This is a genomic window from Thiocapsa rosea, from assembly GCF_003634315.1.
GTDB classification, from domain to species: domain Bacteria; phylum Pseudomonadota; class Gammaproteobacteria; order Chromatiales; family Chromatiaceae; genus Thiocapsa; species Thiocapsa rosea.
Genome location: NZ_RBXL01000001.1, coordinates 654,611 through 678,110, shown reverse-complemented (window position 1 = coordinate 678,110; position 23,500 = coordinate 654,611). Strand labels below are relative to the sequence as shown.

General features: G+C 63.4%; 24 protein-coding genes. 15 read left to right on the top strand and 9 right to left on the bottom strand.

Going from position 1 to position 23,500, the window contains the following annotated elements:
* The first annotated feature begins 194 nt into the window (after window positions 1-194).
* Complete coding sequence (gshA, locus tag BDD21_RS02975; protein WP_120795882.1) at window positions 195-1,817, top strand: glutamate--cysteine ligase; 1,623 nt, start codon at window positions 195-197, stop codon at window positions 1,815-1,817.
* Window positions 1,818-1,899: 82 nt separating this feature from the next.
* Here the strand turns inward: gshA and BDD21_RS02970 are convergent, their stop codons facing one another.
* The 5 genes from BDD21_RS02970 to BDD21_RS02950 all read right to left on the bottom strand — a co-directional run bounded on the left by BDD21_RS02970 (window position 1,900) and on the right by BDD21_RS02950 (window position 10,513).
* A complete protein-coding gene (locus BDD21_RS02970) occupies window positions 1,900-2,556 on the bottom strand; it encodes a hypothetical protein (protein WP_147430984.1) in 657 nt (218 codons plus the stop codon).
* A 452-nt stretch (window positions 2,557-3,008) separates the two neighbouring features.
* The gene (gene sthA / locus BDD21_RS02965) at window positions 3,009-4,406 is read right to left on the bottom strand and encodes a Si-specific NAD(P)(+) transhydrogenase (protein WP_120795880.1); all 1,398 of its coding nucleotides are present in this window, start codon (window positions 4,404-4,406) and stop codon (window positions 3,009-3,011) included.
* A gap of 143 nt (window positions 4,407-4,549) precedes the next feature.
* Entirely contained in the window at window positions 4,550-5,875 is a 1,326-nt protein-coding gene (locus tag BDD21_RS02960) for a paraquat-inducible protein A (protein ID WP_120795879.1), read from the bottom strand.
* On the bottom strand, window positions 5,875-9,450 hold the full coding sequence (gene dnaE / locus BDD21_RS02955; protein WP_120795878.1) for a DNA polymerase III subunit alpha: 3,576 nt from the start codon (window positions 9,448-9,450) through the stop codon (window positions 5,875-5,877). The genes BDD21_RS02960 and dnaE overlap by 1 nt, the downstream gene beginning before the upstream one ends.
* A gap of 673 nt (window positions 9,451-10,123) precedes the next feature.
* Window positions 10,124-10,513 (bottom strand): hypothetical protein, encoded by a 390-nt coding sequence (locus tag BDD21_RS02950; protein WP_120795877.1) that lies wholly within the window; start codon window positions 10,511-10,513, stop codon window positions 10,124-10,126.
* A 24-nt stretch (window positions 10,514-10,537) separates the two neighbouring features.
* Between BDD21_RS02950 and BDD21_RS02945 the strand changes: the two genes are divergently transcribed.
* From BDD21_RS02945 to BDD21_RS02895, 12 genes are all read left to right on the top strand, one after another.
* The gene (locus BDD21_RS02945) at window positions 10,538-10,855 is read left to right on the top strand and encodes a hypothetical protein (RefSeq protein WP_120795876.1); all 318 of its coding nucleotides are present in this window, start codon (window positions 10,538-10,540) and stop codon (window positions 10,853-10,855) included.
* A gap of 589 nt (window positions 10,856-11,444) precedes the next feature.
* Window positions 11,445-11,696: a type II toxin-antitoxin system Phd/YefM family antitoxin gene (locus BDD21_RS02935; protein ID WP_120795874.1), complete on the top strand. Its 252-nt coding sequence runs from the start codon at window positions 11,445-11,447 to the stop codon at window positions 11,694-11,696.
* On the top strand, window positions 11,680-12,057 hold the full coding sequence (locus BDD21_RS02930; RefSeq protein ID WP_120795873.1) for a type II toxin-antitoxin system VapC family toxin: 378 nt from the start codon (window positions 11,680-11,682) through the stop codon (window positions 12,055-12,057). Before BDD21_RS02935 ends, BDD21_RS02930 begins: the two co-directional genes overlap by 17 nt.
* A gap of 68 nt (window positions 12,058-12,125) precedes the next feature.
* Entirely contained in the window at window positions 12,126-12,392 is a 267-nt protein-coding gene (locus tag BDD21_RS02925; RefSeq protein WP_120795872.1) for a UPF0175 family protein, read from the top strand.
* Window positions 12,389-12,718, top strand: coding sequence for a PIN domain-containing protein (locus BDD21_RS28195; RefSeq protein WP_211334964.1), 330 nt, complete (start codon window positions 12,389-12,391; stop codon window positions 12,716-12,718). Before BDD21_RS02925 ends, BDD21_RS28195 begins: the two co-directional genes overlap by 4 nt.
* Window positions 12,691-12,864, top strand: a complete 174-nt coding sequence (locus tag BDD21_RS29150; protein ID WP_211334963.1) for a PIN domain-containing protein — start codon at window positions 12,691-12,693, stop codon at window positions 12,862-12,864. The genes BDD21_RS28195 and BDD21_RS29150 overlap by 28 nt, the downstream gene beginning before the upstream one ends.
* A 102-nt stretch (window positions 12,865-12,966) precedes the next feature.
* Window positions 12,967-13,488, top strand: coding sequence for a hypothetical protein (locus BDD21_RS02915; RefSeq protein WP_120795871.1), 522 nt, complete (start codon window positions 12,967-12,969; stop codon window positions 13,486-13,488).
* Window positions 13,489-13,700: 212 nt separating this feature from the next.
* Window positions 13,701-13,946 (top strand): type II toxin-antitoxin system Phd/YefM family antitoxin, encoded by a 246-nt coding sequence (locus BDD21_RS02910; RefSeq protein ID WP_120795870.1) that lies wholly within the window; start codon window positions 13,701-13,703, stop codon window positions 13,944-13,946.
* Window positions 13,936-14,226 carry a type II toxin-antitoxin system RelE family toxin gene (locus BDD21_RS02905; protein WP_120795869.1) on the top strand — a complete coding sequence of 97 codons (291 nt, stop codon included), beginning with the start codon at window positions 13,936-13,938 and terminating at the stop codon, window positions 14,224-14,226. The genes BDD21_RS02910 and BDD21_RS02905 overlap by 11 nt, the downstream gene beginning before the upstream one ends.
* Before the next feature lie 22 nt (window positions 14,227-14,248).
* The gene (locus BDD21_RS02900) at window positions 14,249-15,226 is read left to right on the top strand and encodes a DEAD/DEAH box helicase (protein WP_211334962.1); all 978 of its coding nucleotides are present in this window, start codon (window positions 14,249-14,251) and stop codon (window positions 15,224-15,226) included.
* Window positions 15,226-15,354, top strand: coding sequence for a hypothetical protein (locus BDD21_RS28990; protein ID WP_281269122.1), 129 nt, complete (start codon window positions 15,226-15,228; stop codon window positions 15,352-15,354). Before BDD21_RS02900 ends, BDD21_RS28990 begins: the two co-directional genes overlap by 1 nt.
* Entirely contained in the window at window positions 15,351-16,106 is a 756-nt protein-coding gene (locus tag BDD21_RS02895; protein WP_120795868.1) for a hypothetical protein, read from the top strand. The genes BDD21_RS28990 and BDD21_RS02895 overlap by 4 nt, the downstream gene beginning before the upstream one ends.
* A 230-nt stretch (window positions 16,107-16,336) precedes the next feature.
* On the opposite strand, the gene BDD21_RS02890 is transcribed toward BDD21_RS02895, so the two are convergent.
* Window positions 16,337-16,858, bottom strand: coding sequence for a TlpA family protein disulfide reductase (locus BDD21_RS02890; protein ID WP_120795867.1), 522 nt, complete (start codon window positions 16,856-16,858; stop codon window positions 16,337-16,339).
* Between the two features lie 237 nt (window positions 16,859-17,095).
* On the opposite strand from BDD21_RS02890, the gene BDD21_RS02885 reads away from it, so the two are divergent.
* Together BDD21_RS02885 and BDD21_RS02880 are read left to right on the top strand one after the other, a co-directional pair.
* The gene (locus tag BDD21_RS02885; protein ID WP_120795866.1) at window positions 17,096-18,463 is read left to right on the top strand and encodes a YhjD/YihY/BrkB family envelope integrity protein; all 1,368 of its coding nucleotides are present in this window, start codon (window positions 17,096-17,098) and stop codon (window positions 18,461-18,463) included.
* Window positions 18,464-18,469: 6 nt separating this feature from the next.
* Window positions 18,470-20,344 (top strand): ATP-binding protein, encoded by a 1,875-nt coding sequence (locus BDD21_RS02880; RefSeq protein WP_120795865.1) that lies wholly within the window; start codon window positions 18,470-18,472, stop codon window positions 20,342-20,344.
* 7 nt (window positions 20,345-20,351) lie between these two features.
* Here the strand turns inward: BDD21_RS02880 and BDD21_RS02875 are convergent, their stop codons facing one another.
* The 3 genes from BDD21_RS02875 to BDD21_RS02865 all read right to left on the bottom strand — a co-directional run bounded on the left by BDD21_RS02875 (window position 20,352) and on the right by BDD21_RS02865 (window position 23,333).
* Window positions 20,352-20,732, bottom strand: a complete 381-nt coding sequence (locus tag BDD21_RS02875; RefSeq protein WP_120795864.1) for a nuclear transport factor 2-like protein — start codon at window positions 20,730-20,732, stop codon at window positions 20,352-20,354.
* 121 nt (window positions 20,733-20,853) lie between these two features.
* Window positions 20,854-21,816, bottom strand: coding sequence for an alpha-E domain-containing protein (locus BDD21_RS02870; protein ID WP_120795863.1), 963 nt, complete (start codon window positions 21,814-21,816; stop codon window positions 20,854-20,856).
* A 59-nt stretch (window positions 21,817-21,875) separates the two neighbouring features.
* Window positions 21,876-23,333, bottom strand: coding sequence for a circularly permuted type 2 ATP-grasp protein (locus BDD21_RS02865; RefSeq protein ID WP_120795862.1), 1,458 nt, complete (start codon window positions 23,331-23,333; stop codon window positions 21,876-21,878).
* Window positions 23,334-23,500: the final 167 nt, after the last annotated feature.

Genomic DNA, 23,500 nt, shown 5'->3' with positions numbered 1-23,500 from the left:
GCCGTCTTCACGTTGACTCGACGCCGCATGGATTCACGGGCATCGGAGTCGACGCGATTCAGGTTTTCGAATCTTGCCTCTTGTCGTCCGGACGGTGCGCGGGAGCGCTGCCGCATCCTGTCGTCGTGGATCAACCGGTCGTCGGCCACCGCCCGGGCTAGGCGCAGCACACTGCCGATCTCAAGGATCAGTCATTGAATCAGTCTCGGAAGGATCTTGAAGCGCGGATCGAGCGTCTGCGTGCGGGCGGCGCGTCCGAGCGGCTCAGGGACAATCGCATCGGCCTGGAAAAGGAGGGTTTGCGTGCGTCGGCGGCCGGCCATCTCGCCATGTCGCCGCATCCACGAGCGCTCGGCTCCGCCTTGACGCATCCCTATATCACGACGGATTTCTCCGAGGCGCTGCTCGAGCTCATCACGCCCCCGACCTCCAGCGTCGACGAGGTCCTGGGATTCCTCACCGACCTGCATGCGTACGTCTATCGTCATCTCGGCGACGAGCTGATCTGGGCGACCAGCATGCCCTGCGTGCTCGAGGGCGGTGCGGGTATCCCGCTGGCGCAATACGGAACGTCGAACGCCGCGACCATGAAGACGGTCTATCGGCGTGGGTTGGGGAACCGATACGGTCGCACCATGCAGGTGATCGCGGGTCTGCATTTCAACTTCTCGTTTGCCGACGCGTTTTTGGACCTGTACCAGGCGACTCAGGGCGTCGAGGGCGATGGCGTGGCCTATCGCTCCGAGGTGCAGATGGGGATGGTCCGCAACCTACAGCGTGTCGGCTGGATCGTGCCCTATCTCTTCGGTGCATCGCCCGCGGTCTGTGCCAGCTTCGTGCAGGGCCGCGACACCGATCTGCAGATCTTCGATCCTCACACGCTCTATTACCCTGATGCGACCTCGCTGCGCATGGGCGACATCGGGTATCAAAACCAACAGGAACAAGGCACCGGGATGAAGGCGAGCTACGACAGCCTCGATTCCTACGTGCGCAGCCTGACCTGGGCGATCGAGACCCCCTGTCCGCAGTACGAGAAGATCGGCGTGAAGGTCGGCGATCGTTACGAGCAGCTCAATGCCAACGTTCTTCAGATCGAGAACGAGTACTACAGCACGGTGCGTCCCAAGCAGATCACGGAGTGGATGGAGCGTCCGACGCTTGCGCTGCGTCGCCGCGGTGTTCGGTACGTCGAGCTGCGCTCGCCCGACATCAATATCTTCGAGCCGGTCGGGATTACGGCCGAGCAGATTCGATTCCTCGAAACCCTGATGCTCTATTGCCTGATCCTGGACAGTCCCCGTATCGGCGCGCGGGAGCGGCGCGAGATCGACGAGAATCAGGTGCTGACCGCCCATCGTGGACGCGAGTCCGGACTCGTGTTGTCCCGCCTCCGCGAGGGCGTACCCTTGCGTGTCTGGGCGAGCCAGATCCTCGATGACATGATCGCGGTTGCCGAGCTCCTCGACGGGGTGTCGGATGGTCCGTATGTGCAGAGTGTCGAGCGACAACGCGAGAAGGTCGCGGATCCGGATGCGACCCCCTCTGCCCGCATCCTTGCGATGATGCGTGAGCGCCGGGAGGGCTTTTTCAGCTTCGCTCGGCGTCTGACCGAGACCCACCGCGAGACCCTCAGGCACCACCGCATCGATCCCGAGCGCGAAGCAGCGCTCGAGCGGCTCGTCCGCGAGTCGGTCGCGCAGCAAGAGGCGATCGAGGCGACCGACGATCGTTGTTTCGATGATTTTCTCGCGGACTATTTCAACCAGGGCCGAGCAACCGATATCGGCAGGGATCCGACAGTTGAACCTAGTTGAAACCGCGAAGACCCCGTTGCCGGGGTCTTCGTGTCATGCGCGAGGCGCCTCTTCGAGGTGATCGCCTCGGCGTGCCGGGTGCTTACTGCGCAGTCGCGGCGGCCTGCTGCTCGGCGCCTTGGGTCTTCGGCGCACAGTCCTTGTTCGACATCATCGCCGGGTGCATGTGGGGTGCAAAACCGGCCATGTGGGTACGCTCCGTGGCGCGCGGATGTTGCGCACGACGCTGCTCGCTCTCTGCCTTGAAAGCGGCGCGACGCTCCTGAATGCCCTGCTGAACCTTGGCGCGATGGGCATCCATCTCATCCGTGCGCGTCTTCACGAATTCCGGAATCGCCGGCATTTCCGGGATCTGACCGAATTCGGGCATGGCCGGCATCTCCGGCATGGCCGGGATCTGGCCGAATTCAGGCATGGCCGGCATCTCGGGCATTGCGGGGTACTGAGCGAATTCCGGGATGGGCGGCATCTCGGGGAAGCCCGCGTCGATGCCGGACGGCATCCGAGCGAAATCGGCGGCGCGCTGCTCCATCATCTTCCGATGCGCCTCCATCGCCTGCTCGATGGCCTTGTGCTGCTGCTCGGCCATCGCCTCGTGATGTGCGGAGATGGCCTGCATCTGCTGCTCGGCCATCTCGGAGGTCATGACCGGTGCGACGGGGGCGTTATACCAGGCACCGGCGGAGGACGCGGCGGCGGCAAGGGCAATGAGCGAGGCTGCTTGGACGAGCTTGGACATGGAACACACCTTTAAGACTTGAACAAGAATTGAAAATGATGGGTCTTGGTCGTTCTGCGAGCCCTCCCCGTCGATCGGGGAGCCGCTGCCGCTCGACGCATCGGTCGATCGGGACTCGCGGATTTTCATCAGGGACGGATGCAGGCAACATCGTCGGGGTCGCGCCGTCCATGGGCGTCATGGCTTCCGGGTATCCGCGCCATGAAACCGGCGTCGGCAGCAAGCTGATTATTGTCGTTGCCCTTCGACTGCGTCCTGATTAGGGTATCAGTATATAAGGATTTTCTAACATATCAACCCAAAGTTGATCCTGCGACGCAACAGACCCGTCATCGCAACTTAAATCAATGATTCTCTTATCGTCCTGAACCGCGTCGACTGCGAGGTCTCTTGATCGCCAAGAGGCCGAATCCACAGGCGACCTTGGCTGTTGTTCCGGGCGCGGTTCAGCTTTAGAAGAGCCGATTCAAGCCATTGAGCGCCGCCACCCGATAGGCCTCCGCCATCGTCGGGTAGTTGAAGGTGGTCTCGGTGAAGTACCGGATGCTGTTCGCCTCGCCGCGCTGTGACATGATCGCCTGACCGATATGCACGATCTCGGCGGCTTGTTCGCCGAAGCAGTGGATCCCCAAGATCTCCAAGGTCTCGCGGTGGAACAGGAGCTTGAGCATGCCGACCGTGTGCCCGGTGATCTGGGCGCGGGCGATGCTCTTGAAGTCCGCCTGGGCCACCTCGTAGGGGATCTGCAGTGCGGTGAGTTCGCGCTCGGTCCGCCCCACGGAGCTGATCTCCGGGACCGTATAGATCCCGGTCGGGAATTCCTCGATCAGAGACCAGTCGCAGGCGCCGTCGGCGATGTGTGCGCCGACGAATCGCCCCTGATCGTAGCTGGCACTGGCCAGTGCGGGCTGCCCGACCACGTCGCCGACGGCGTAGATGTGCGGCAAGGCGGTCTGATAGCTCTTGTTGACCTCGAGCTGGCCGCGCTGGTTGGGTATCAGTCCGATCGTCTCGAGCCCCAGGTCGTGGGTGTTGCCGGTGCGCCCGTTGGCCCAGAGCAGGATGTCCGTCTTGAACTTCTTACCCGACTTGCAGTGCAGCACCACCCCGTCGTCGCTGGCCTCGACACGCTCGTAGGTCTCGTTGTGTCTGATCACCACGCCCTGCTGGCGCAGGTGATAGCCGAGCGCGTCCGTGATCTCGTCGTCGAGGAAGGACAGGAGTCGGTCGCGTGTATCCACCAGATTCACCTTTACATCGAGTGCGCCCATGATCGATGCGTACTCGCAGCCGATGACCCCTGCACCATAGATGGTCATGGAGCGCGGGGTGTGCTTCAGTCCGAGCACCGAGTCGCTGTCGCGGATACGCGGGTGGGTGAAATCCACGTCCGGCGGATGGTAGGGGCGCGAGCCCGTGGCAATGACGATGTGCTGTGCGCGCAGCTCTTCGGTGACGCTGCCCGGGCGCTGGACCTCGATCCGATCCTCGCCCAGAAAGCGCGCGCGCCCGAAGACGACCTCGACCCGATTGCGCTGGTAGTAGCGATAGCGGGTGCGGACCTGATCGTTGATGACGCCGTCGGCGGCACGCAGCAGATCCGGAAACGCCGCCTCGATCTGATGCTGGGTGTGCTGGAACAGCGGGTTGCGTCGATAGTCCGCAAGCATCTGGATGGAGTGGCGCAGCGCCTTGCTGGGGATGGTGCCCCAATGGGTGCAGCCTCCGCCGACCGCATTGTGGGCCTCGATCACGGCGATCCGATGCCCGGCCTTGGCGAGCTTCATCGCCGCGCCTTCACCGGCGGGTCCGGTCCCGATGACGATGCTGTCGAATTCTCTGGTGGTCATCGCGACGGACTCCGGTTGAGGTTCAAAGGGGCATCCAGCAAAATCATGCACGGAACGGGCCATCTCGATGAGGGATGGCCGCGTCTTGGCCTATCGCCGCTGCCGGCTGGACAAACGCGTAGGGTGGACAAGCGCAGCGCAGTCTATCGATCCCGGTCGAGTCGGTTTTCGAGTGCAGTGGACAGGACGAGTCCGGCAAGAACGAATCCGAGGAAGAGATAAAAGCCGGGCTCCAAGGAGGTGCCGTTGGTGGTCAGAACGGTGACTGCATCGCTCGCGCCCCGGAGACCGCCGAGCTGGTTGGCGACCAAGGCATCGAAGCCGATGTAGGCCATGAAGATGGCGACGACCATGACGTCGGCCATCGACCACTTGCCGGATTTGAGTGCGAAGAACCCGACCGTCGCCGATCCGCGCGAGCCGCTCCAATCGAAGTAAAACGCATAGGTCGCCAACAGCTTGAGCGCGGGAAAGACGACGCTGAAGAGGGTCAGGAGGACGGCGACCAGGAGCATATCGGCTTGGCCGGACTCGAACAGGATCCGCATCACGTCCACGATGCTCTTGGTCTGGAAGTAGAGCACCTGGTCGGCAAAGACGACCGGCTCGCCGAGCAACTGGAAGGTGAGGGCGGTGATGCGTGCATCGACCTCGATCATGGGCGTGGCGAGTCCGCCGACGAGCAGGAGGAAGGTCGCGCCGACGAGTGCGAAGAGCAGGGCCGGGGCGAGCCGATCGGTCGTCCCGTCAGAGGCTTTCCCACGGGGGGCACCCCCAATGAGCGAGACCATGAACACCAAGGCCGTCAGCCCGATCACCGCCCCGAGCTGTTGTTGGATCCGGGGCTGAAGCTCACCGATCTCGGTTACGATCAGGCGTGAGCAGGCATCGACATCCGCACAGCCATAACCCACCAAGACGGCCTCCAACGGTCGTCGATCGGTTCCGGCACCGCTCGAGGCCACGGCATCGCGAAGCAGCACCTGCAACCGCGCCTTGATCTGCTCCTTCACACCGGGCACGGAGAGTTGTTCGACGAAGGCATCGGCGTACTCGGGCACACGATCGCGCAGGCGCGCGACATCCAGCAGCAGATCCTGCAAACCCTGCTGCAGGACGCCTTGGAGCTGGTTCAGCCAGCTTCCGCCGGGGTCCGGACGGCGCTGCGCGAGATTGCGCTCGATCTCGCGGATCAGGGTGTCCAGCAATTGGGTCACGGCCTGCGTCACCTGTGCCCGACTGTCCTCGGTGAGATCCAGCTCGTCGACCCGCTTCTCCAGGATCTCCCCGATCCGCGCGACCCAGACGTCGGCATCCAACAGCCCGTAGCGGACATGGTGGATCTCGGCAAGATCCGTCTTCAGGACCTTCACGCGATTCAAATCGCCGATCAGGCCGACCATCAACCAGCCGGCGCCGATCAGCAGCGCGACGGCGAGGATCTGTCGAACGCGGTGCCCGGTCTGCATCAGCCCACCGCCGCCAGACGCGGACGTTGCGTCTCGGTTTGCGCGACCGGCAGGGGCGAGCGTTCGTAGACAACCTTCACCGCATCGCCCCCGAGGAGCTGTCGCAGACGTTTCAGCAGGGCATCGGCCGGCTCGACACGCCAAGCGTCGCCGAGCACCAGCTCGCCTGCGGCCCCCGGGCGACGATAGCGCAGACGGACCGGAAGATCCCCGTCGCGAAAGGCCGCGAGTGCGGCGCGCAAGGCATCGAGCCGGGCGAGTCCCTCGGCATGGGCGGCGGGGTCCGAGAGATCCAGGATCAGCCCCAGATGATCGGCCATGCTCGCCCGCGCCTGCTCGAAGGTCCGCACGTCGTCGGCACGCAAGGACCAGCTGTCGCGGTATTCGTCGAAATTGAGTACCCCGGAGATCTGCAGGATCTGATCCGGCACCAGCAGATGACGCAACTGCTCGTAGAGCTCGGAGAAGACCGTGATCTCGATGCGCCCCGTGCGATCGTCGAGCACCACCGAGCCCATGCGCCCGCGCGGTGTCTTGCCGTGACGCACCGAGACCACGAGACCGGCGACGCTGCGCTTCTCGCGATCGCGCCGGTCGCGCCGACCCAGCTCGCGATCCGTCTCCAAGAGCTTGGCGATCCGGCTGACCGCCATCGCCTGGAGCTCCGACTCGTAGCGATCGATCGGATGGCCTGTCAGATAGAGCCCGAGTGTCTCCTTCTCGCCCGCCAGACGTTGTTCGTCTTCCCAGTCGACACGGACCTCGGTCGCGAGCTGGGGATCGGGCTCGGGCGAGGCGACCGGCTCCAGCGCACCGAAGAGATCGGCTTGGCCGGCCGCCCGGGTCGCATGATGCTGCTCGGCGAGCTTCAGCGCCAAGGGCAGCTCGGCCATCAGGGTTGCGCGGTTCGGCCCCAGCTCGTCGAGTGCACCGGCGCGGACCAGGGCCTCGAGGACGCGTCGGTTGGCCTTGTGCAGATCGATCCGCCGACAGAAATCCCACAGATCGCGGAAGGGGCCCTCGGCCGTGCGTGTCGCGATGATCGCCTCGATCGCACCCTCTCCGACCCCCTTGATGGCGCCCATGCCGTAGATCACGGTGCGCGGATCGGCGACGGTGAAGCGGTAGGCGGAGCGATTCACCGCCGGCGGCTCGACCCGCAGACGCAGCGCGCGACACTCCTCGATCAGGGTCACCACCTTGTCGGTGTTGTCCATATCCGCACTCAGCACCGCCGCCATGAAGGCCGCCGTGTAGTGCGTCTTCAGCCAGAGGGTCTGATAGCTGACCAGTGCATAGGCGGCCGAATGTGACTTGTTGAAGCCGTAACCTGCAAATTTATCCATTAAGTCAAAGATATAGGTCGCAACGTTGCCGTCGACCCCACGCGCGACCGCCCCTTCCTCGAAGATGGCGCGCTGCTTGTCCATCTCGGACTGCTTCTTTTTGCCCATCGCCCGGCGCAGCAGGTCGGCGCCGCCGAGCGAATAGCCGGCGAGCACCTGGGCGATCTGCATCACCTGCTCTTGATAGAGGATGATGCCGTAGGTCGGCTTGAGGATAGGCTCCAGATCCGGGTGCGGATAGGCGACCTCCGCGCGGCCGTGCTTGCGATTGATGAAGTCGTCGACCATGCCCGACTGCAGTGGGCCGGGGCGAAAGAGCGCCACCAGCGCGGTGATATCGCCGAAGCTGTCGGGCTGGAGCTTCTTGATCAGCTCCTTCATGCCGCGCGACTCCAGCTGGAAAACAGCGGTGGTCTCGCAGCGTTTGAGCAGCGCGAAGGCCTCGGTATCCTGCGGCTCGATCCGCTCGATATCGATCGGCGCCTCGCCGGCCTCGCGACGCAGCGCGTTCACCGTCTTGAGCGCCCAATCGATGATGGTCAGGGTGCGCAGACCCAGGAAGTCGAACTTGACCAGTCCGACCTGCTCCACGTCGTCCTTGTCGAACTGGGTGACCAGGTTTTCCCCGCCCTGCTCGCAGTAGAGCGGTGCGAAGTCGGTCAGCTTGGTCGGTGCGATCACCACGCCGCCGGCATGCTTGCCGGCATTGCGGGTCAGACCTTCGAGCTTGCGGGCCATGTCGATCAGGGTCCGGATCTCTTCGTCGTCCTCGTAGGCGGCCTTCAGATCGTCGCTCTCGGCGAGCGCCTTCTCCAGGGTCATGCCCAGCTCGAAGGGCACCATCTTGGCGACCCGGTCGACGAATCCGTAGGGATGGCCCATCACGCGCCCGACATCGCGCACCACCGCCTTGGCCGCCATGGTGCCGAAGGTGATGATCTGGGACACGGCCTCGCGACCGTACTTCCCGGCGACATAGTCGATGACCCGGTCGCGGCCTTCCATGCAGAAGTCGACGTCGAAGTCGGGCATGGAGACGCGCTCGGGATTCAGGAACCGCTCGAACAGCAGATCGTGCTCGATCGGGTCCAGATCCGTGATCTTCAGAGCATAGGCGACCAGCGAGCCCGCGCCCGAGCCGCGTCCCGGTCCGACCGGAATGCCTTGCGCCTTGGCCCATTGAATAAAGTCCGCGACGATCAGGAAGTAGCCGGTGAAGCCCATCTGGATGATGACGGACAGCTCGAGGTCGAGCCGTTCGATGTAGGGTCGGCGCTGCTCGGCGAGGTCCGGCGACTCCGGGTCCAGGATCCGCTGCAGGCGTTCGTCGAGCCCGACCCGGGATGCCTCGGCAAAATAGCTGTCCATCGTCATCCCGTCCGGGACCGGGAAATCCGGCAGGAAGTTCTTCCCGAGTGTGAGCTCCAGGTTGCAGCGCTTGGCGATCTCGACCGAGTTCTCCAGCGCCTCGGGCAGATCGGCGAAGAGCTCGGCCATCTCCGCGGGGCTGCGCAGCGACTGCTCGGCACTGTAGCGGCGCGGACGGCGCGGGTCGTCCAGCGTGCGCCCTTCGTGGATACAGACCCGGACCTCGTGGGCCTCGAAGTCCTCGGGATGGAGGAAGCGTACGTCGTTGGTCGCCACCACCGGCACGCCCAATCGGATGGCGAGATCCACGCTGGCCTCCACCAGCGCCTCCTCTTGCTCGCGCCCGGTCCGCACCAGCTCCAGGTAAAAGCGGTCGCCGAAGACCGCGAGCCACTCCGCAAGCCGTCGCTCGGCGGCATCGCGATGCCCGTTCAGCAGCAGTTGGGCGACATCGCCCTGCGGCCCGCCCGAAAGCGCGATCAGCCCCTCCGCAGCGGACGCGATCCAGTCGCGCTCCACGTGCGGCACCCCGAGATGCTGTCCCTCCACATAGGCGCGCGAGATGAGCCGCGTGAGATTGCGATAGCCGATCGCATCCTGAACGAGCAGCACCAGACGGTGGGGCTTGTTCGCGTCCTCCGGGTTGCGCACCAGGAGGTCGGCCCCCGCGATCGGCTTGAGTCCGGCCGCGACCGCGGCCTTGTAGAAGCGCACCAAGGCGAAGAAGTTGCATTGATCCGTGATGGCGACCGCTGGCATCCCCAGCTCGGCGACGCGCTTGACCAACGGCTTGACCCGCACCAGTCCGTCGACCAGGGAATACTCGGAATGCAGATGCAGATGGACGAAGCTGGGATCCACGGGTGTCCTGATTCGGGAGTCGAAGATGGCGGCGGGGGATGCCGGGCGCCTAGTCTACCCGCCTACCCCTGTCGCGCCGATTCGGAAAAACAGATCGGATCCGGGATCCGGGTCGGGATCCTCGACAGGGGCGAGCGTCGCCGCGGTCTGTCGTTCCCGCCCCGTTCGGGAGCGACCGCAACGCCGCGCTTACAGCAGCTCTGATTTTGCGGACTTTTTACGGGAGGCCAGGCAGAGGAAACGGACAGTGTCCATCGATCAATCGTCGGTTCGGATGTCCTCGTGTATGCAGGTCGCGTCGGTCGCTCGAAAGTGAGGCCGACGGTCGTCGCGAAGCGTCGACTCCCCCGGGAGAGACGACTTGCAGTCGTCCTCTTCCTACTTGCCCCGCCGGCCAAGATCGCGCAAGCTCGTTGTGCTCCTTACGCAGCATCAACTGATTGGATGCGCGGAGCATCGCCCGGCCAATGGGCCCGGCGCGGATTGAAACCTCGTACTGCATCTGGTTGACCTGGCATTTGTAAAGCATCGCCGGGCCAATAGGCCTGGCGCGGATTGAAACATTTCAGGCCGTGTAAAACAGGCGAAATCGCCCGTGTCGCCCGGCCATTTGGCCGGGCGCGGGAGCGCGATCAAACTCGGCGACGGCGGCACAGAAAGCGGGAACCAGGCATCAGTAAGGCCGAAGGCCGTAGGTCGGTGAAGGGGACGAACGGATAATTGTTGGAGGACGCATGCTTGGCCTGACCTTACGCGATGAGTTCAAGGGCCGCCGCCTGAAAGGCACCGCCATATCCAAGAGGACGGCAACCGCTTCATCTTCCGCGAGGATGAGAATCCCCGCGCCAAGCTGATCGCCAGTGCCCGCAACGACAAGCTCTTTCAACAGGGCGAGGACAGCACGCATCTCTCCAAGGAAATCCGCTATGTCCTGGAAGGCGGGGGCGGGCTCGACCTGCCATACCTCGAACACGCCTGGACCCTCTGCTCGGCGCCGATCAATCCTGCCAAAGCCGCATCCGAGGTCCACGCGCGCGATCGAGCGCTCGGCGAGATCGACCACTGGCTGGCGACCGCCGGTTGGGACTTGTGGTCGGGTTACGAAGCCTCGGTCCCGCGGACGGCGCAGGCGCTCGGCGACTGGTGGGTCAGCCGATCGCCCGGACGGGCGGTGCTCATCCTCGATGCACTGTCGCTGCGCGAGGCGCCCTGGATCCTCCACCAGGCCGAGTTGCGGGGTTGCAGCATCCAGCAGGCACGCCCGACCGGTGCCGAGCTGCCGCCGAACACCACCCCCTTCGCCAAGGCACTCGGCTTTGCCCAACGGTCCGCGCTCGGCAACAACGGCGCGGGCAATGCGCACAAGCTCCCCGGCGCGCGCACCAAATCCGTCGACATCGCCTGAGCCGACTGCGCCAAGCTGATCGGCGCAGAGCCTGACTGGGTCTTCTGGCACCAATGGCCCGATCACCGATTCCACGACCACGACGACCCCGGCCAGGGCCTCGCGACGCTCACGCAGGAGGTTGAAGCCCAGCTCACCGGCGATGCCTTCTGGTCCCTGGTCGAACGGCTTGCCACCGGCCGCCGGCTGATCCTGACCGCCGATCACGGCTATGCGCCAGCGGCCAGTTCCCCGACAGCGGCAAGGACGAGGCCGACGCTCTCAAGGGGCGTTACAAGAGCGGGCGCGGGGTCGAATCCGCCGAAGCGCCCGGCACCTGCTCGCCGCCGCTCGATCTGGCCATCGACAGCGCCCACGGCCGTCACCTCTATGTCAACGGCCGGCGCAAATGGAAAAGCCAGGGTGGTTATCCGACGCTCACGGACGGCGGCTTGAGTATCCTGGAGGTGGCCGTGCCCTTCATCGAGCTGATGCGATAAGCAGGGATGAAAGGGCTCCGCATCAGTTGGCAAGATCCAGAAGCCAACACCATTTGCGCCTCTGAATCGACTTGGCTAAGATTAGCCAAACATGATTTCGGAGATCGCCAATGCAGGTCAACATGTTGGAAGCCAAGAGCCAACTCTCCAGCCTGATTGTCGCGGCGGAACGCGGTGAGGAGGTGCTGATCGCCCGTAACGGCGTACCGGTTGCCCGGATCGTTCCCTATTCGCGCTCCCGCGTGAAGCCTCCCGGCGCATGGAAAGGACAAGTGCCCTATTCGACCGAGTGGCGTTCAGCCGAGACCGACCAAGCGGTCCAGCGACTCTTTGCCGACGACGACGATGCGCCTGCTGCTTGATACCTGCATCCTGTACGACTGGATGATGGATGCACTGGCCGATCCCGAGACGGTCGCGCTGATCCAGCAGACGGGGGCCTTCGTCAGCGCCGTTGCGGTCTGGGAGATGTCGATCAAGCACGCCTTGGGCAAGATGACGCTCCCCTCGCGCAAGACCGTGGAGGATGTCGGGGCTCAGGGATTCGGCTGGCTCAATATCACGCCGAGCCATGCCCAGGCCGTACTTGACCTCCCCGCGCATCACAAAGACCCCTTCGATCGTCTGCTGATCGCGCAGGCCCAATGCGAGGGGATGCAAATCCTCACCTATGATCGGCTGTTCCGCGACTACCTGCCGGAGACGCGGCTCGTGCGTCAGTAGGTTGGGCGAAGCGCAGCGTGCCCAACGGCTCCTTGAGATACCGGCGCGGCTTCTTTTTGGAGAATTCAATGAATCAGACCGTCGCCATTGAATGCCCAGCGGAGATCCTGGTCAGTCTGCACATGAATGCCGAGGGGCTCGCCGGGTTCATGAAGGAGCAGGCGGCTTTCGCGCTATTTCGTGAGGGGCGTTTGTCGTCCGGCACCGCCGCGGCATGGCTCGGCATTCCGCGCGTCACCTTTTTGTTGCGGGCGATGGACGCCGGTGCAGTGCTGTTGGAAGACAGCTCGGATGATCTGGCGCGGGAGACGTCGTTGCTGGGTGAATCGGTGTGATCTTCTGCAACACCACGCCATTGATCGCGCTCTCGGGGATTGGGCAACTCGATTTGCTGTCGCGTCTCTTCGGCGTCATCCATGTCGTAGAGGCGGTTGCGGAAGAATGTGCTGCTGGCGGACCGGTCGCGGTTCCGGATTTATCTTCATTGCCATGGATTCGGCTGATCCCCTCCGAAGAGTTGGACCTTCCCGGTCTGTTGCTTAATCTGGATCGGGGCGAACGCGACACCCTGGCCATGGCTCGAAAATTGGGAGCAAAACGGGTGATCATCGACGAGCGTATCGGTCGCAATATATGGCCGAGCTGCTTGGCTTGCAGGTGACCGGAACGCTTGGGGTCTTGCTCAAGGCCAAGGAACAGGGGTGGATCCCCTCATTTCACGAAGCAGTCACGCAAATGCAGCGTAATGGCATTTTTTATCAACCGGACTTGTTGCGGAAACTACGACGTATCGCTGGTGAGTCGTGAACACCTTGACATTGAATCCAGCGCTGGCTGGATTGTCCTCACCAGGCCGTGGGTTGGACACATCCCAGCGAACCCAACGGAGAAGAGGCAGGAGGTGATTGAATGGTACGTGTGCGCTACAACCAGGGCTGGTCCCGACGCGGCTTTGCGCTGCTCTGGGACGCCGACGTCCTTGCCCGGCTCGCGCCCCCACGCGCGGTGCTGTCGCTGCGCCGATTCTTCGACCTGGTGGATGACTGGCCTGACGAGCTGCCCGCCGCCGAGGGCGACGCACTGATCGTGGCCGGGCTCGAAGGGTGTCTCGACGTCCTCTCCGGCGAAGACGCCGCCCAGTGGCTCGAGACCGATCTGCGCGAGGCCGTCTTTTCCTTTCAGGACTTCTACGAGGGCCAGGCCGGTCTGATCCTTTGGGTGCCGAGCGGCCGCAACCGGATCAGCATGAATGGCGCGAGCGAGACCTACCACTGGAAGCATCGCGACGCCGGCCCCGACGGCCTGCCGATCGGTCGTCTGCTCTTCTCCGGTGCCGAGAACGAGGTCGAGCGCCTGCTGAGTACCGACGATTCCGGCGCCGACTACGACGGCAAGCATTGGGCCGGGCTGCATCATCCACGGATCAGTTGACGGGCACAGGCCGATGCGTGTCGCTTTCTGCTTGGGTGATTTCCGGGATAAGATCGACTGGTGTGTCGGGGCGAATGAATTCGCCCCGACAGGTCTTTCCAACTTGCGCAGTCGGCATGCCTATTCACGGAAATCGCCTGCTCTGTTCATTCGTGTCTCTCTATTTGGATCTTTGGGGCGCGGCGCTTGGTAGCCATCAGGGGTAAGGCACAATGAAGACGATCCTCGCCGAGGTCGCAGTGAGCGTCAGCGAACTCAAACGTAACTATGCCAACGTCATCCGGGAAGCCGAAGACCACCCGGTCGCTGTGTTCAACCGCAATCAACCGGAGGCTTATCTCTTGTCGGCGGATTTCTACGAACGGCTAATGGCTCAGCTAGAGGACCTCGAAGATGCCGCGCTTGTTCGTGAGCGCGCCGATGGTCCCTTTGTCGATGTCACGCTCGATGAACTATAGGTTGCGCTTCCATGAGCTCGCCCTGGCCGAATGGCGCAAGTTGGACCCGAGTGTTCGCGAACCGTTGAAGAAAAAACTGGCGCAGCGGATGACGAATCCGCGCGTGCCTTCCGCCGCACTCTCGGGGATGGCTGATTGTTACAAGATCAAATTGCGTGGCGTGGGCTATCGGCTCGTCTATCGGGTCGATGACGAGGTGGTCTACGTGACTGTCATTGCGCTCGGGCGGAGGGATCGGAGCCAGGTCTATTCAGCCGCCAAGAAGCGCCTTCAGGATTGATCCCGTTGGATCGAGCCTTGCGATGATGCAGACCAAGCTCCAAACCGGGCAGCGCGTCCGCCATCCCGAGTTCGGCGAAGGGGTCGTAGTGGCCGTTGCGGCAGACGGGACCGTGCGCGCCTTTTTCGTCAGCGGCGAGCGCCAGGTCTTCCCGACTTCGCTTGTGCCGGCACTCACGCGTGCCGAGCAGATCATCGCCAATGTTCAGGGCGGGGCGGAGCGCTTGCGCCATGCCTGGCTGCATCTGGAGGCCTACGCGCTGCCCTTGATGGACAACGCGGCTGCACTGACCTCGGCGCCGATCGATCTGCTGCCGCATCAGGTGGTGCTGACCCATCAGGTCGCGACCGCCGCGCCGCGCCGCTTTCTGGTGGCGGACGAAGTCGGGCTCGGCAAGACGATCGAGACGGCGCTGATCCTGCGTGAGCTGGCCAGCCGCGGCGAGCTGACCCGTGCCCTGATGGTCGTTCCCGCCGGCCTGGTCAACAACTGGCACCGCGAGCTGAACGAGGTGTTCAACCTGGATTTCGAGGTGTTCGGGACCGAGGGAGACGTCACCGATCGCAAGAGCAACGCCTTCGCCAAGCACGACCGCCTCATCGCCAGCGTCGACACCCTGAAGCGACCGGCGCGCATCAAACGGCTGAAGGATGCGCCGACCTGGGATCTGGTGGTGTTCGACGAGGCGCATCATCTGTCCGCCTATCGCAATGTCCGCAAGGTCCGCAAGACCGAGAACTACAAACTCGCCGAGGCATTGCGCGACCACGCGCGCGATCTGCTGCTGTTGTCCGCCACCCCCCACCAAGGCGATCACTTTCGCTTTTGGATGCTGATCCAGTTGCTCGATCCGACCTTGTTCAAAAGCCCCGAGGAGATGGTCGAGGAACGCCATCGGCTCAACGCGGTGGTCTACCGCCGGACCAAGGCGGATGCCTGCACGCCGGACGGGGCGCCGCTCTTTACGCGCAGATGGGTGCATACCTCAAGCTCCGCCTGATGCGCAGGCTGGACGAAGAGCAATTGGCCGTGGTCGCGTCGTCGGAATCGGCGGAGACATTCACCGCCGAGGGCGAGGAGTTGGCTGCGACGGCGGTCGCGCTGGCGCTTCCCGAATCGGTCAGTTGAACGACCGGCTGAGCTACGACCAGCTCTATCGCGAGGCACTCTCCGACCCGGAGCTCAAACGCACCCGCGAAGAGCTGGAGGCGGCCATGAGCAACGCCCGTGAGGCGCGTCGGGTGGTGTTCGAGCTGTTTCAGGATCTGGATCGGTTCAGCCTGGACGACTACCAGCCTCTCGCCGATATCGACGAAGGCAAGGCGCGGCTGGTCGCCTTCCTGCGTGCGGCCGTCGAAGATCAGGGCGGTCGCTACCGCAAGATCGACGCGTGCCGTTTTGAGCTGACGCTCGACGCTCGATCGGCGCCGATCCTCTGCACGCTGGACCGGGATCTCGCGCAAACCGACGATGAGCTGGTGCTGATGGGGCTCGATCATCCGGTCCTGAGCCGGCTGTCGGAGCAGTGGCGAGCCGCGTCGCCAGCCGGGATCGGCGCGGTCACGAAGGGCGACCTGGAACAACCGGCCGTCCTGAGTATGTGGTGGGTGCAGTCCTTCGGCGGTGGCTCGGGCTCGGGTGCCTACATCATCCCCATCGCCGTCGACCTGGAGGGCAGACGCGTTCCGGCGATCGAAAAGCGCTATCGCGATGTCTTTCGAACGTCTGCGGCACATCCGGTCTTGAAGCCGTCGGAGCGTGCCGAATTGATGCACGGTCACATCGAGCCGACCTTGCAGCGTGAGCTGAGCTATCGCGGCATCGCGAGCCCCGAGAAGGGATACGCGTCGGAATTGGTTGCCTGGGTCGAGGTTCGCTAGGAGTACGGCGATCGCGACCGACGCGACGATGAATCCGGCGGCCATGCGCTAGGCGCTTGCGGCTCAACCTAAATCCGGCATTTGAAAACGCAAAGGCGCAAAGACCCAAAGGAAAACAAGAAACTGCAATGCGAACGACGTTCACCCTTTGGGTGAAGGGCGTCATTGAACCAAGGCACTGAACACCTTTGCGCCTTTGCGCCTTTGCGTTTTAACTGCTCTTTTTAGGCTCAAGGATGTCCCTTGAGCGCCCTCACCTGATCGAGCAGCGCGGGATCGTCCCATTCACGCTCGCCCGTGGCGCTGAAGGTGAAGCGGCCTTCAGGGTCGATGACGAAGGTGGTGGGCAGGCCCTTGACGGGGTAGCTCTGTACGACCTCCGAGTCGATATCCATCGGGATCGGGAAATCGACATCGGTCTCGCTCAGGAATCGCGCGATGGTCTCGGCGTCTTCGCCGACGTTGACGGCGATCACCGAGATGCCCTCCTCGGCGAGTGTTTCGTGGGCGCGTTGCATCGAGGGCATCTCGGCGCGACAAGGTGGGCACCAGGTCGCCCAGAAGTTGAGGATGATCGGCTTGCCGCGATGATCGAGGAGCCGTTGTGGCTCGCCGGCCGGACCTTGGAGGTCGAACTCTGGCGCCTGGATGTCCTTGGACATCGGCGTCAGGGTTTGCGGCTCGTCCGTCGCAAAGGCAACGGACGAGGAAAGGACGGCTAAAGCCGCGAGAAGGGTACAGGGGGGACGCATGAGGGGTTGCTCGTCGATGGATGGAAGACAGTCGCTGACCGGCGAAACAGATCGATCATGAGGGGTGTTCAGAGCGGGGTATTGTTGCGCCTTCGGGGATATGGAGCGGACGTGAACAGGCTTCAAGTCGTCGTAAATCCGTGGCCATGTCGCAGCGACAAGGTGCGGCGACCCGATATAATGAAGCGACGGCAAGCGGCCGGAAGTGCCGTCCGACTCCTCTCCGAGAGAGCGCACATGAACCACGCCATGCCCGTGTCCGAGCGCCTCGACGCGCTGCTCTGGAGTCGTCGGCTCGATGAGATGCCGCCCTGGAAGGCCCTTCCGATCTGGTTCGGACGTTTGATTTACGCGCTGACCCGCGATCTGACACAAGGCTATCTTTCCCTTCAGGCCATGAGTCTGGTCTACACGACCATCTTGGCCTTGGTGCCCCTGCTGGCGGTGACCTTCTCGGTCTTGAAGGGGTTCGGCGTCCATAATCAATTGGAGCCTCTGCTCCTGAATGTGCTCGCCCCGCTCGGGGAGGGCGGTGTGGAGATCACGATCCAGATCATCGGCTTCGTCGACAACATGCGGGTGGGCGTCTTGGGCTCGGTCGGGCTCGCATTGCTGATCTACACCGTCATCTCGCTGGTCCAGAAGATCGAGCAGGTCTTCAACTTCACCTGGCGCGTTTCCACGCAACGCTCTTTTGCGCAGCGTTTCAGCAAATATTTGAGCGTCATCCTCGTCGGCCCCGTGCTCTTCTTCTCTGCAGTCGGGCTCTCGGCCTCGCTCGGCGGGAACGCCTTCGTTCAAGCGATCATCGAGGCAAAGCCGTTCGGGCATGTCTGGCATACGTTGGGGCAGCTCGGACCCTACATGATGATTTCGCTCACCTTTGCCTTCTTCTACGTCTTCGTTCCCAACACGCGGGTTCACATCATTTCGGCTGTTGTCGGGGCGCTCATCGCCGGGCTGCTTTGGGAGTTCATCGGCGGGATGTTTTCCTATGTCATGGCCAGCTCGACGCGCCTGATGGCGGTCTATTCGAGTCTGGCGATCCTGATCCTCTTCATGATCTGGATCTACATCGCCTGGTTGATCCTGCTGATCGGCGCAAGCATCGCCTTCTATCACCAACACCCCGAGTATCTGAGGATCCGCTCGCGCGATCTGCAGTTGAGCAATCGACAGCGCGAACGTCTTGCCTTGATCCTTGCCGGGCAAGTGGCCCTGCGCTATGAGTCGGGCGGGCGGCCCTGGAGCAGCGACGAGCTTGCGCGGACCCTCGAGGTTCCCAAGACCAATGCCGAGCGGATGTTGGGCGTGCTCGAGGAGTCGGGGTTTCTGATTCGTACCGCCGGCGATTCGCCCACCTTCGTCCCGGCGCGCGCAACCGACAGTATCTCGGTCAAAGCGATACTCGATGCGGTGCGCTGTTTCGAAGAGCGCGAGAGCGGCTGCCGAGGAACCCTTCCGGACGGGGAGATCGCACGGATCGAGACGGAACTCGATCGGGCGATCGATGCGGCGCTCGCCGGCATGACGTGGCGTGACCTCGCGCACGCACTCGACACCTCCGCGTCTGCGGGTCCGTTCGTCGAGTCCGGGCAGGGTTGATCGATCATGCCCCAGCGTGGCGACGCACTGCCGCACACCCCCGCGACGGGTGCACGGATCGAGGCGGATCTGACGCGTCTGCTGTTCGAGCAGCTTCCCGCCAGTCTCGTCATCACTGCGGCGAATGCCGTGCTGGTGGCGGCCGCGATGAGCCTGGTGTCCTCCCCGGCCGGGGCTTGGATCTGGTTTGCCGCGCTGGTCGTGATCCTGGTCGCCCGCGGGCTCCTGATGATGCGCTACAGGCGCGCCGGCAAGGCCCGCTCGTCGACCGATTGGACGCGTCGATTCGCGCTGGGTGCCGCCGCGACGGGCCTCGCCTGGGGCCTCTCGGTCTTCCTGCTCCCCAGCCACGTGTTGACCTATCAGGTCTTTCTCGGTTTCGTGATCTCCGGGATGGTCGCCGGAGCGATTCCGAGCTTGAGCCCCTGCCTGGTGGCCTACCTCTCGTACATGCTCGGTGCGCTTGTGCCCTTCGCGCTGCGGATGATCGTGATCGGCGACGAGCTTGCCTATACCTTTCTTGCGCTGATCCTGCTGTTTGCCGTCTTTATGTGGCTGAACGCGCGTCGCTACCATCGCACCCTTCGCCATTCGCTCGAGCTGGGACACGTCAACCTCGATCTGATCGACAGTTTGACGCAGGAAAAGGAGCGGATCGCCGCATTGAACCGGGATCTGGAGCGCGAGATCCAGGAGCGGCGCGCGACCGAGGCGGCCCTGGTGATCGCCAAGGAGCAGGCCGAATCGGCGAGCATCGCCAAGGGTCAGTTCGTTGCCAACATGAGCCACGAGATCCGCACGCCCATGAACGGCGTGCTCGGCTTGCTGGAGATGCTCGCGCACGAGCCCCTGAGTGCGGAGCAGAAGGGGTTGGTCGAGGTGGCGCACACCTCCGCCGAGAGTCTGCTCACTGTCATCAACGACATCCTGGATTTCTCCAAGATGGAGGCCGGGCGACTCGATCTCGAGCGCATCCCCTTTGATCTGCGCCGCCTTGTCGAGGATGTCGCCGGTCTCTTCACGGCGAGCGCGCGCAGCAAGCAGATCGGGCTGCTGTGCTTCGTCCCGCCGGGGTTGCCCGCGCGCGTGCTGGGTGATCCTCATCGTCTGAGACAGATCCTGACCAACGTCTTGGGCAATGCGGTGAAGTTCTCGCTCTCGGGCGAGGTCCAGGTGCGTGTCGATATTTGCGGGGAGGAGGACGAGCGTAGCCGATTCTGCTTCGAGATCTCCGACACCGGGATCGGTATGACGCCCGAGCAGCTCGAACGCCTCTTCAAACCCTTCGTTCAGGCTGACGGCTCCACGACGCGGCGTTTCGGCGGTTCCGGTCTCGGTCTTGCGATCAGCAAGGATCTGGTCGAGCTGATGGGCGGCGACATCCAGGTCGAGAGCACCTTCGGCCGGGGCTCTCGGTTCCGTATCCGACTGCCGTTCGAGCCTCTTCCCGATATGGCCGAGCCGACCGAAGGCGCGGCGCCGATGCGGCATCGGCCCTTGAAGGGGCGGGTGTTGTTGGCCGAAGACAATCCGGTGAACCAACAGGTGGCGATCGGGATGCTGATGCGGCTCGGCATCGAGCCGATTCTGGTTCAGAACGGTGCCGAGGCGATCGAGCAACTCGCGAGCGAGCACTACGACGCCGTGCTGATGGACATGCAGATGCCGGTGCTCGACGGTCTCGGGGCAACGCGGCAATGGCGGGAGCGCGAGCATCGCGAAGGCCGTTTGCACACCCCCATCATCGCCATGACCGCCAACGCGATGGCCAGGGATCGGGAGGCATGTCTGGAGGCCGGGATGGACGACTATCTCGCCAAGCCGGTCAAGCTCGCCGCGCTGCGCGAGACCTTGGCCCGCTGGTTGCGCGTCGCGCAATGAGGGCGGCTCAGGGAGCGGGCTCGTCGCTCGGAAAGAGCTCGCGATAGAGCGAGGCGTCGAAGACCGCTTCGATCCTTTGGATCCGACCCTCGTGCACGCGCGCCCATTGCGCCGCTTCGACGGCGTGCTTCTCGGAGATCTGGATCCGATAGGTCATGAAATGGCAAACGTCCTCGCCGTCGACAAAGACCTTGCGGATCTCTCTGTCGAGGATGATGCCGCTCGACAGGGTGGCGTACTGGATGAAGTCGTCCGCTCGGTCGAACCTCGCAATCGGACTGCGATAGCAAAACCCCGTGTCGGCGAGAAGGCCGCGCATCGTCTCGTAGTCCCGTGCTAATTGGGCGACGAGATAGGCATCCACGATCGACAGAGGGTCTGGGGTCACCGTTGGCTCCCGGTTCGGCGAGAAGGACGGGGTTCGCTGCGTAGGTGTGGTCGGGGGCGCCGGAGTTTGAAGGATGGGTTTCGCTTCGCTCTACCCATCCTACGTTCACTTCGATTCGGTTTTAGTCCTGGGTTTGCGATTGGGTCTGTGTCTCCGGAGGCGGCGGGAACCAGGTCCGTGCAAGCTCCTCGTGCAGTTCGCCGATCCCGACCTGAAGGTCGTCGATGAAGGCATGCAGCTGCTGTTGATTGAGTCGACGCGGCTCGGTCCCTTCGAGATTACGCTTGAGGCGTCCTGCGACGCGCAAGGCGGATTCGTTGCGTGGTAGCTTCGAAAGACTGGCCCGTAGCGCTTCGATGCAGTGCACGACCGAGCGAGGGAAGCTCCCGTTCTGAAAGAGAAAACGCAGGACCGGACCACGCAGCACGCGAATCTGCTCGCTGCGCCGGTAGGCCTGATAGGCCGTCATGGATTTGAGCACGCTGACCCATTGTATGGTCTCGAAGGGCCGTAGCTCGGTCGTCTCCTCGGGCAGCAGATTGGCGGAGCGCACGTCGATGATGCGCGTCGTCATGTCCGCACGTTCCAAAAAGCGCCCGAGGTGCAGGAAATCATAGCCCTGGTCGTGCAGCATGGTCCCGGAGAGCAGGCCGTTGATGTTCTGCGCACCCTGGATCACCCGCTTGAGATACGCGTGCCGGCCGCCCTTCGTCATTCCCTTGGGGAGGTCCTCGCGGGCGAACAGATAGATCTCGTTGAGCAGCTCCCAGACCTCGCGCGGTACGAAGTCGCGAATGGTGCGGCAATTCTCGCGTGCCGCGATCAAGGCGGAGGCGATGGATCCGGTATTGCGCTCGTCGGCAATAAAAAAGCGCACCACGTTGCGCTCGCTATAGTCCTTGTAATGCTCCTCGAAAAGCGCATTCGCCCCCGTGATGTCGACCAACGGCCTCCAACCCGGCGCGATGCCTTTCGGCAGGTCGAGCAGGAGGTTGGCGTTGACCGTCACGATACGGGCGGTATTCTCGGCCCGCTCGACATAGCGGGCCATCCAGTAGATGTTTTCTGCAACACGCGAGAGCATGCGTTCCGACCCCTATGCTCGATTGGATTCGCGTCGGTCCATGCCGACGGCTCGGCCGCTCATTCCTCGGCCTGCGGCGGCTCTGGCACGATCCAGGTGTCCTTGCTGCCGCCGCCCTGGGACGAGTTCACCACCAAAGACCCTTTGCGCATCGCCACCCGTGTCAACCCGCCCATCGTGACCTGCTGGCGGTCCGCCGAGAGGATAAAGGGGCGCAGATCCACATGACGCGGCTCGAGCTTCTTGCCGATGATGGTCGGCACGGTCGAGAGCTTCAGTGCAGGCTGGGAAATATAGTTGCGCGGGTCTTTCTTGATCAGCTCCGCGAAGTGCTCGCGCTCGGCCTTGGTCGACGCGGGTCCCACCAGCATGCCGTAACCGCCGGACTCGTTCGCGGGCTTCACCACCAGCCGTTCCATGTTTTCCAGCGTATAGGCCAGGGCGTCCGGCTCCATGCAGCGGTAGGTCGGGACGTTCGGGATGATGGGGTCGGCGTCGAGATAATAGCGGATCAGCTCGGGCACGAAGGCATAGACGACCTTGTCGTCTGCAACCCCGGCACCGGGCGCATTGGCCAAGGCGACGTTGCCGGCCTTCCAGGCACGCATGAGTCCGGGCACGCCGAGCGCGGAGTCCGGCAGGAAAGCCTCGGGATCAAGGAAGAGGTCGTCGATGCGGCGATAAACCACATCGACGCGGGCGAGCCCGTCGACGGTGCGCATGTAGACGCAGTCGTCCTTGTCGACGAAGAGATCGCGCCCTTCGACCAGCTCGCAACCCATCTGTTGCGCCAAATAGGAGTGCTCGAAATAGGCCGAGTTGTAGATGCCCGGGGTCAGCACGACCACCGCGGGATAGTCCGCGGGACGCGGCGAGAGGGCCGCGAGGGTGTCGAAGAGCTCCGATGGATAATCATCGACCGGCAGCGGTGCATAGTGCTCGAACAGCTCGGGCAGCACGCGTTTGGTAACCAGGCGATTCTCCAGCATGTAGGAGACGCCCGAGGGGACACGCAGGTTATCTTCGAGGACGTAGAGGGTCCCGTCCGCGTCGCGCACCAGATCCGATCCGCAGATATGCGCCCAGATTCCCAAGGGCGGGTCGACACCGACGCACTGGGGGCGGAAGTTCACCGATTTGGCGAGGACCTCGGCCGGGAAGACGCCGTCTTTGATGACTTTTTGATCGTGGTAGAGGTCGTCGATGAAGAGGTTCAGGGCCTGCACACGCTGGCGCAGTCCGGCATCCACACGCTCCCACTCCGACTGTGCAATGATCCGCGGGATGATGTCGAAGGGCCAGGTCCGGTCGATGGCGCCGCCTTCCTCCGAATAGACGGTGAAGGTGATCCCCATCTCCTTGATCGAGACATCGGCGGCCTCCTGGCGGGCCACCAGCTCCTCGGGGCCGAGTGCCTCGAGATCGGCAAGCAGGCCGGCGATCGCACGGTGCCCGTTGCCCGCGACCAGTTCGTCGTAAAAACCCTCTGAGGGGTAGGCATTCCAATCGATACTCATGCTACTCACTCGCAGACCAGGTGTCGGGGATGGCTCGGTCGGAACGATTTGCGACGCCGATCAATAGGGGACCGACCTCGAAACCTCATGCTCGGAGTATGCTGGACAAGGGCTGCGACGTCTATCCGCTCGCGCGGTGCCGAGGCGGCTGTCTCGCAAGCCGGCCT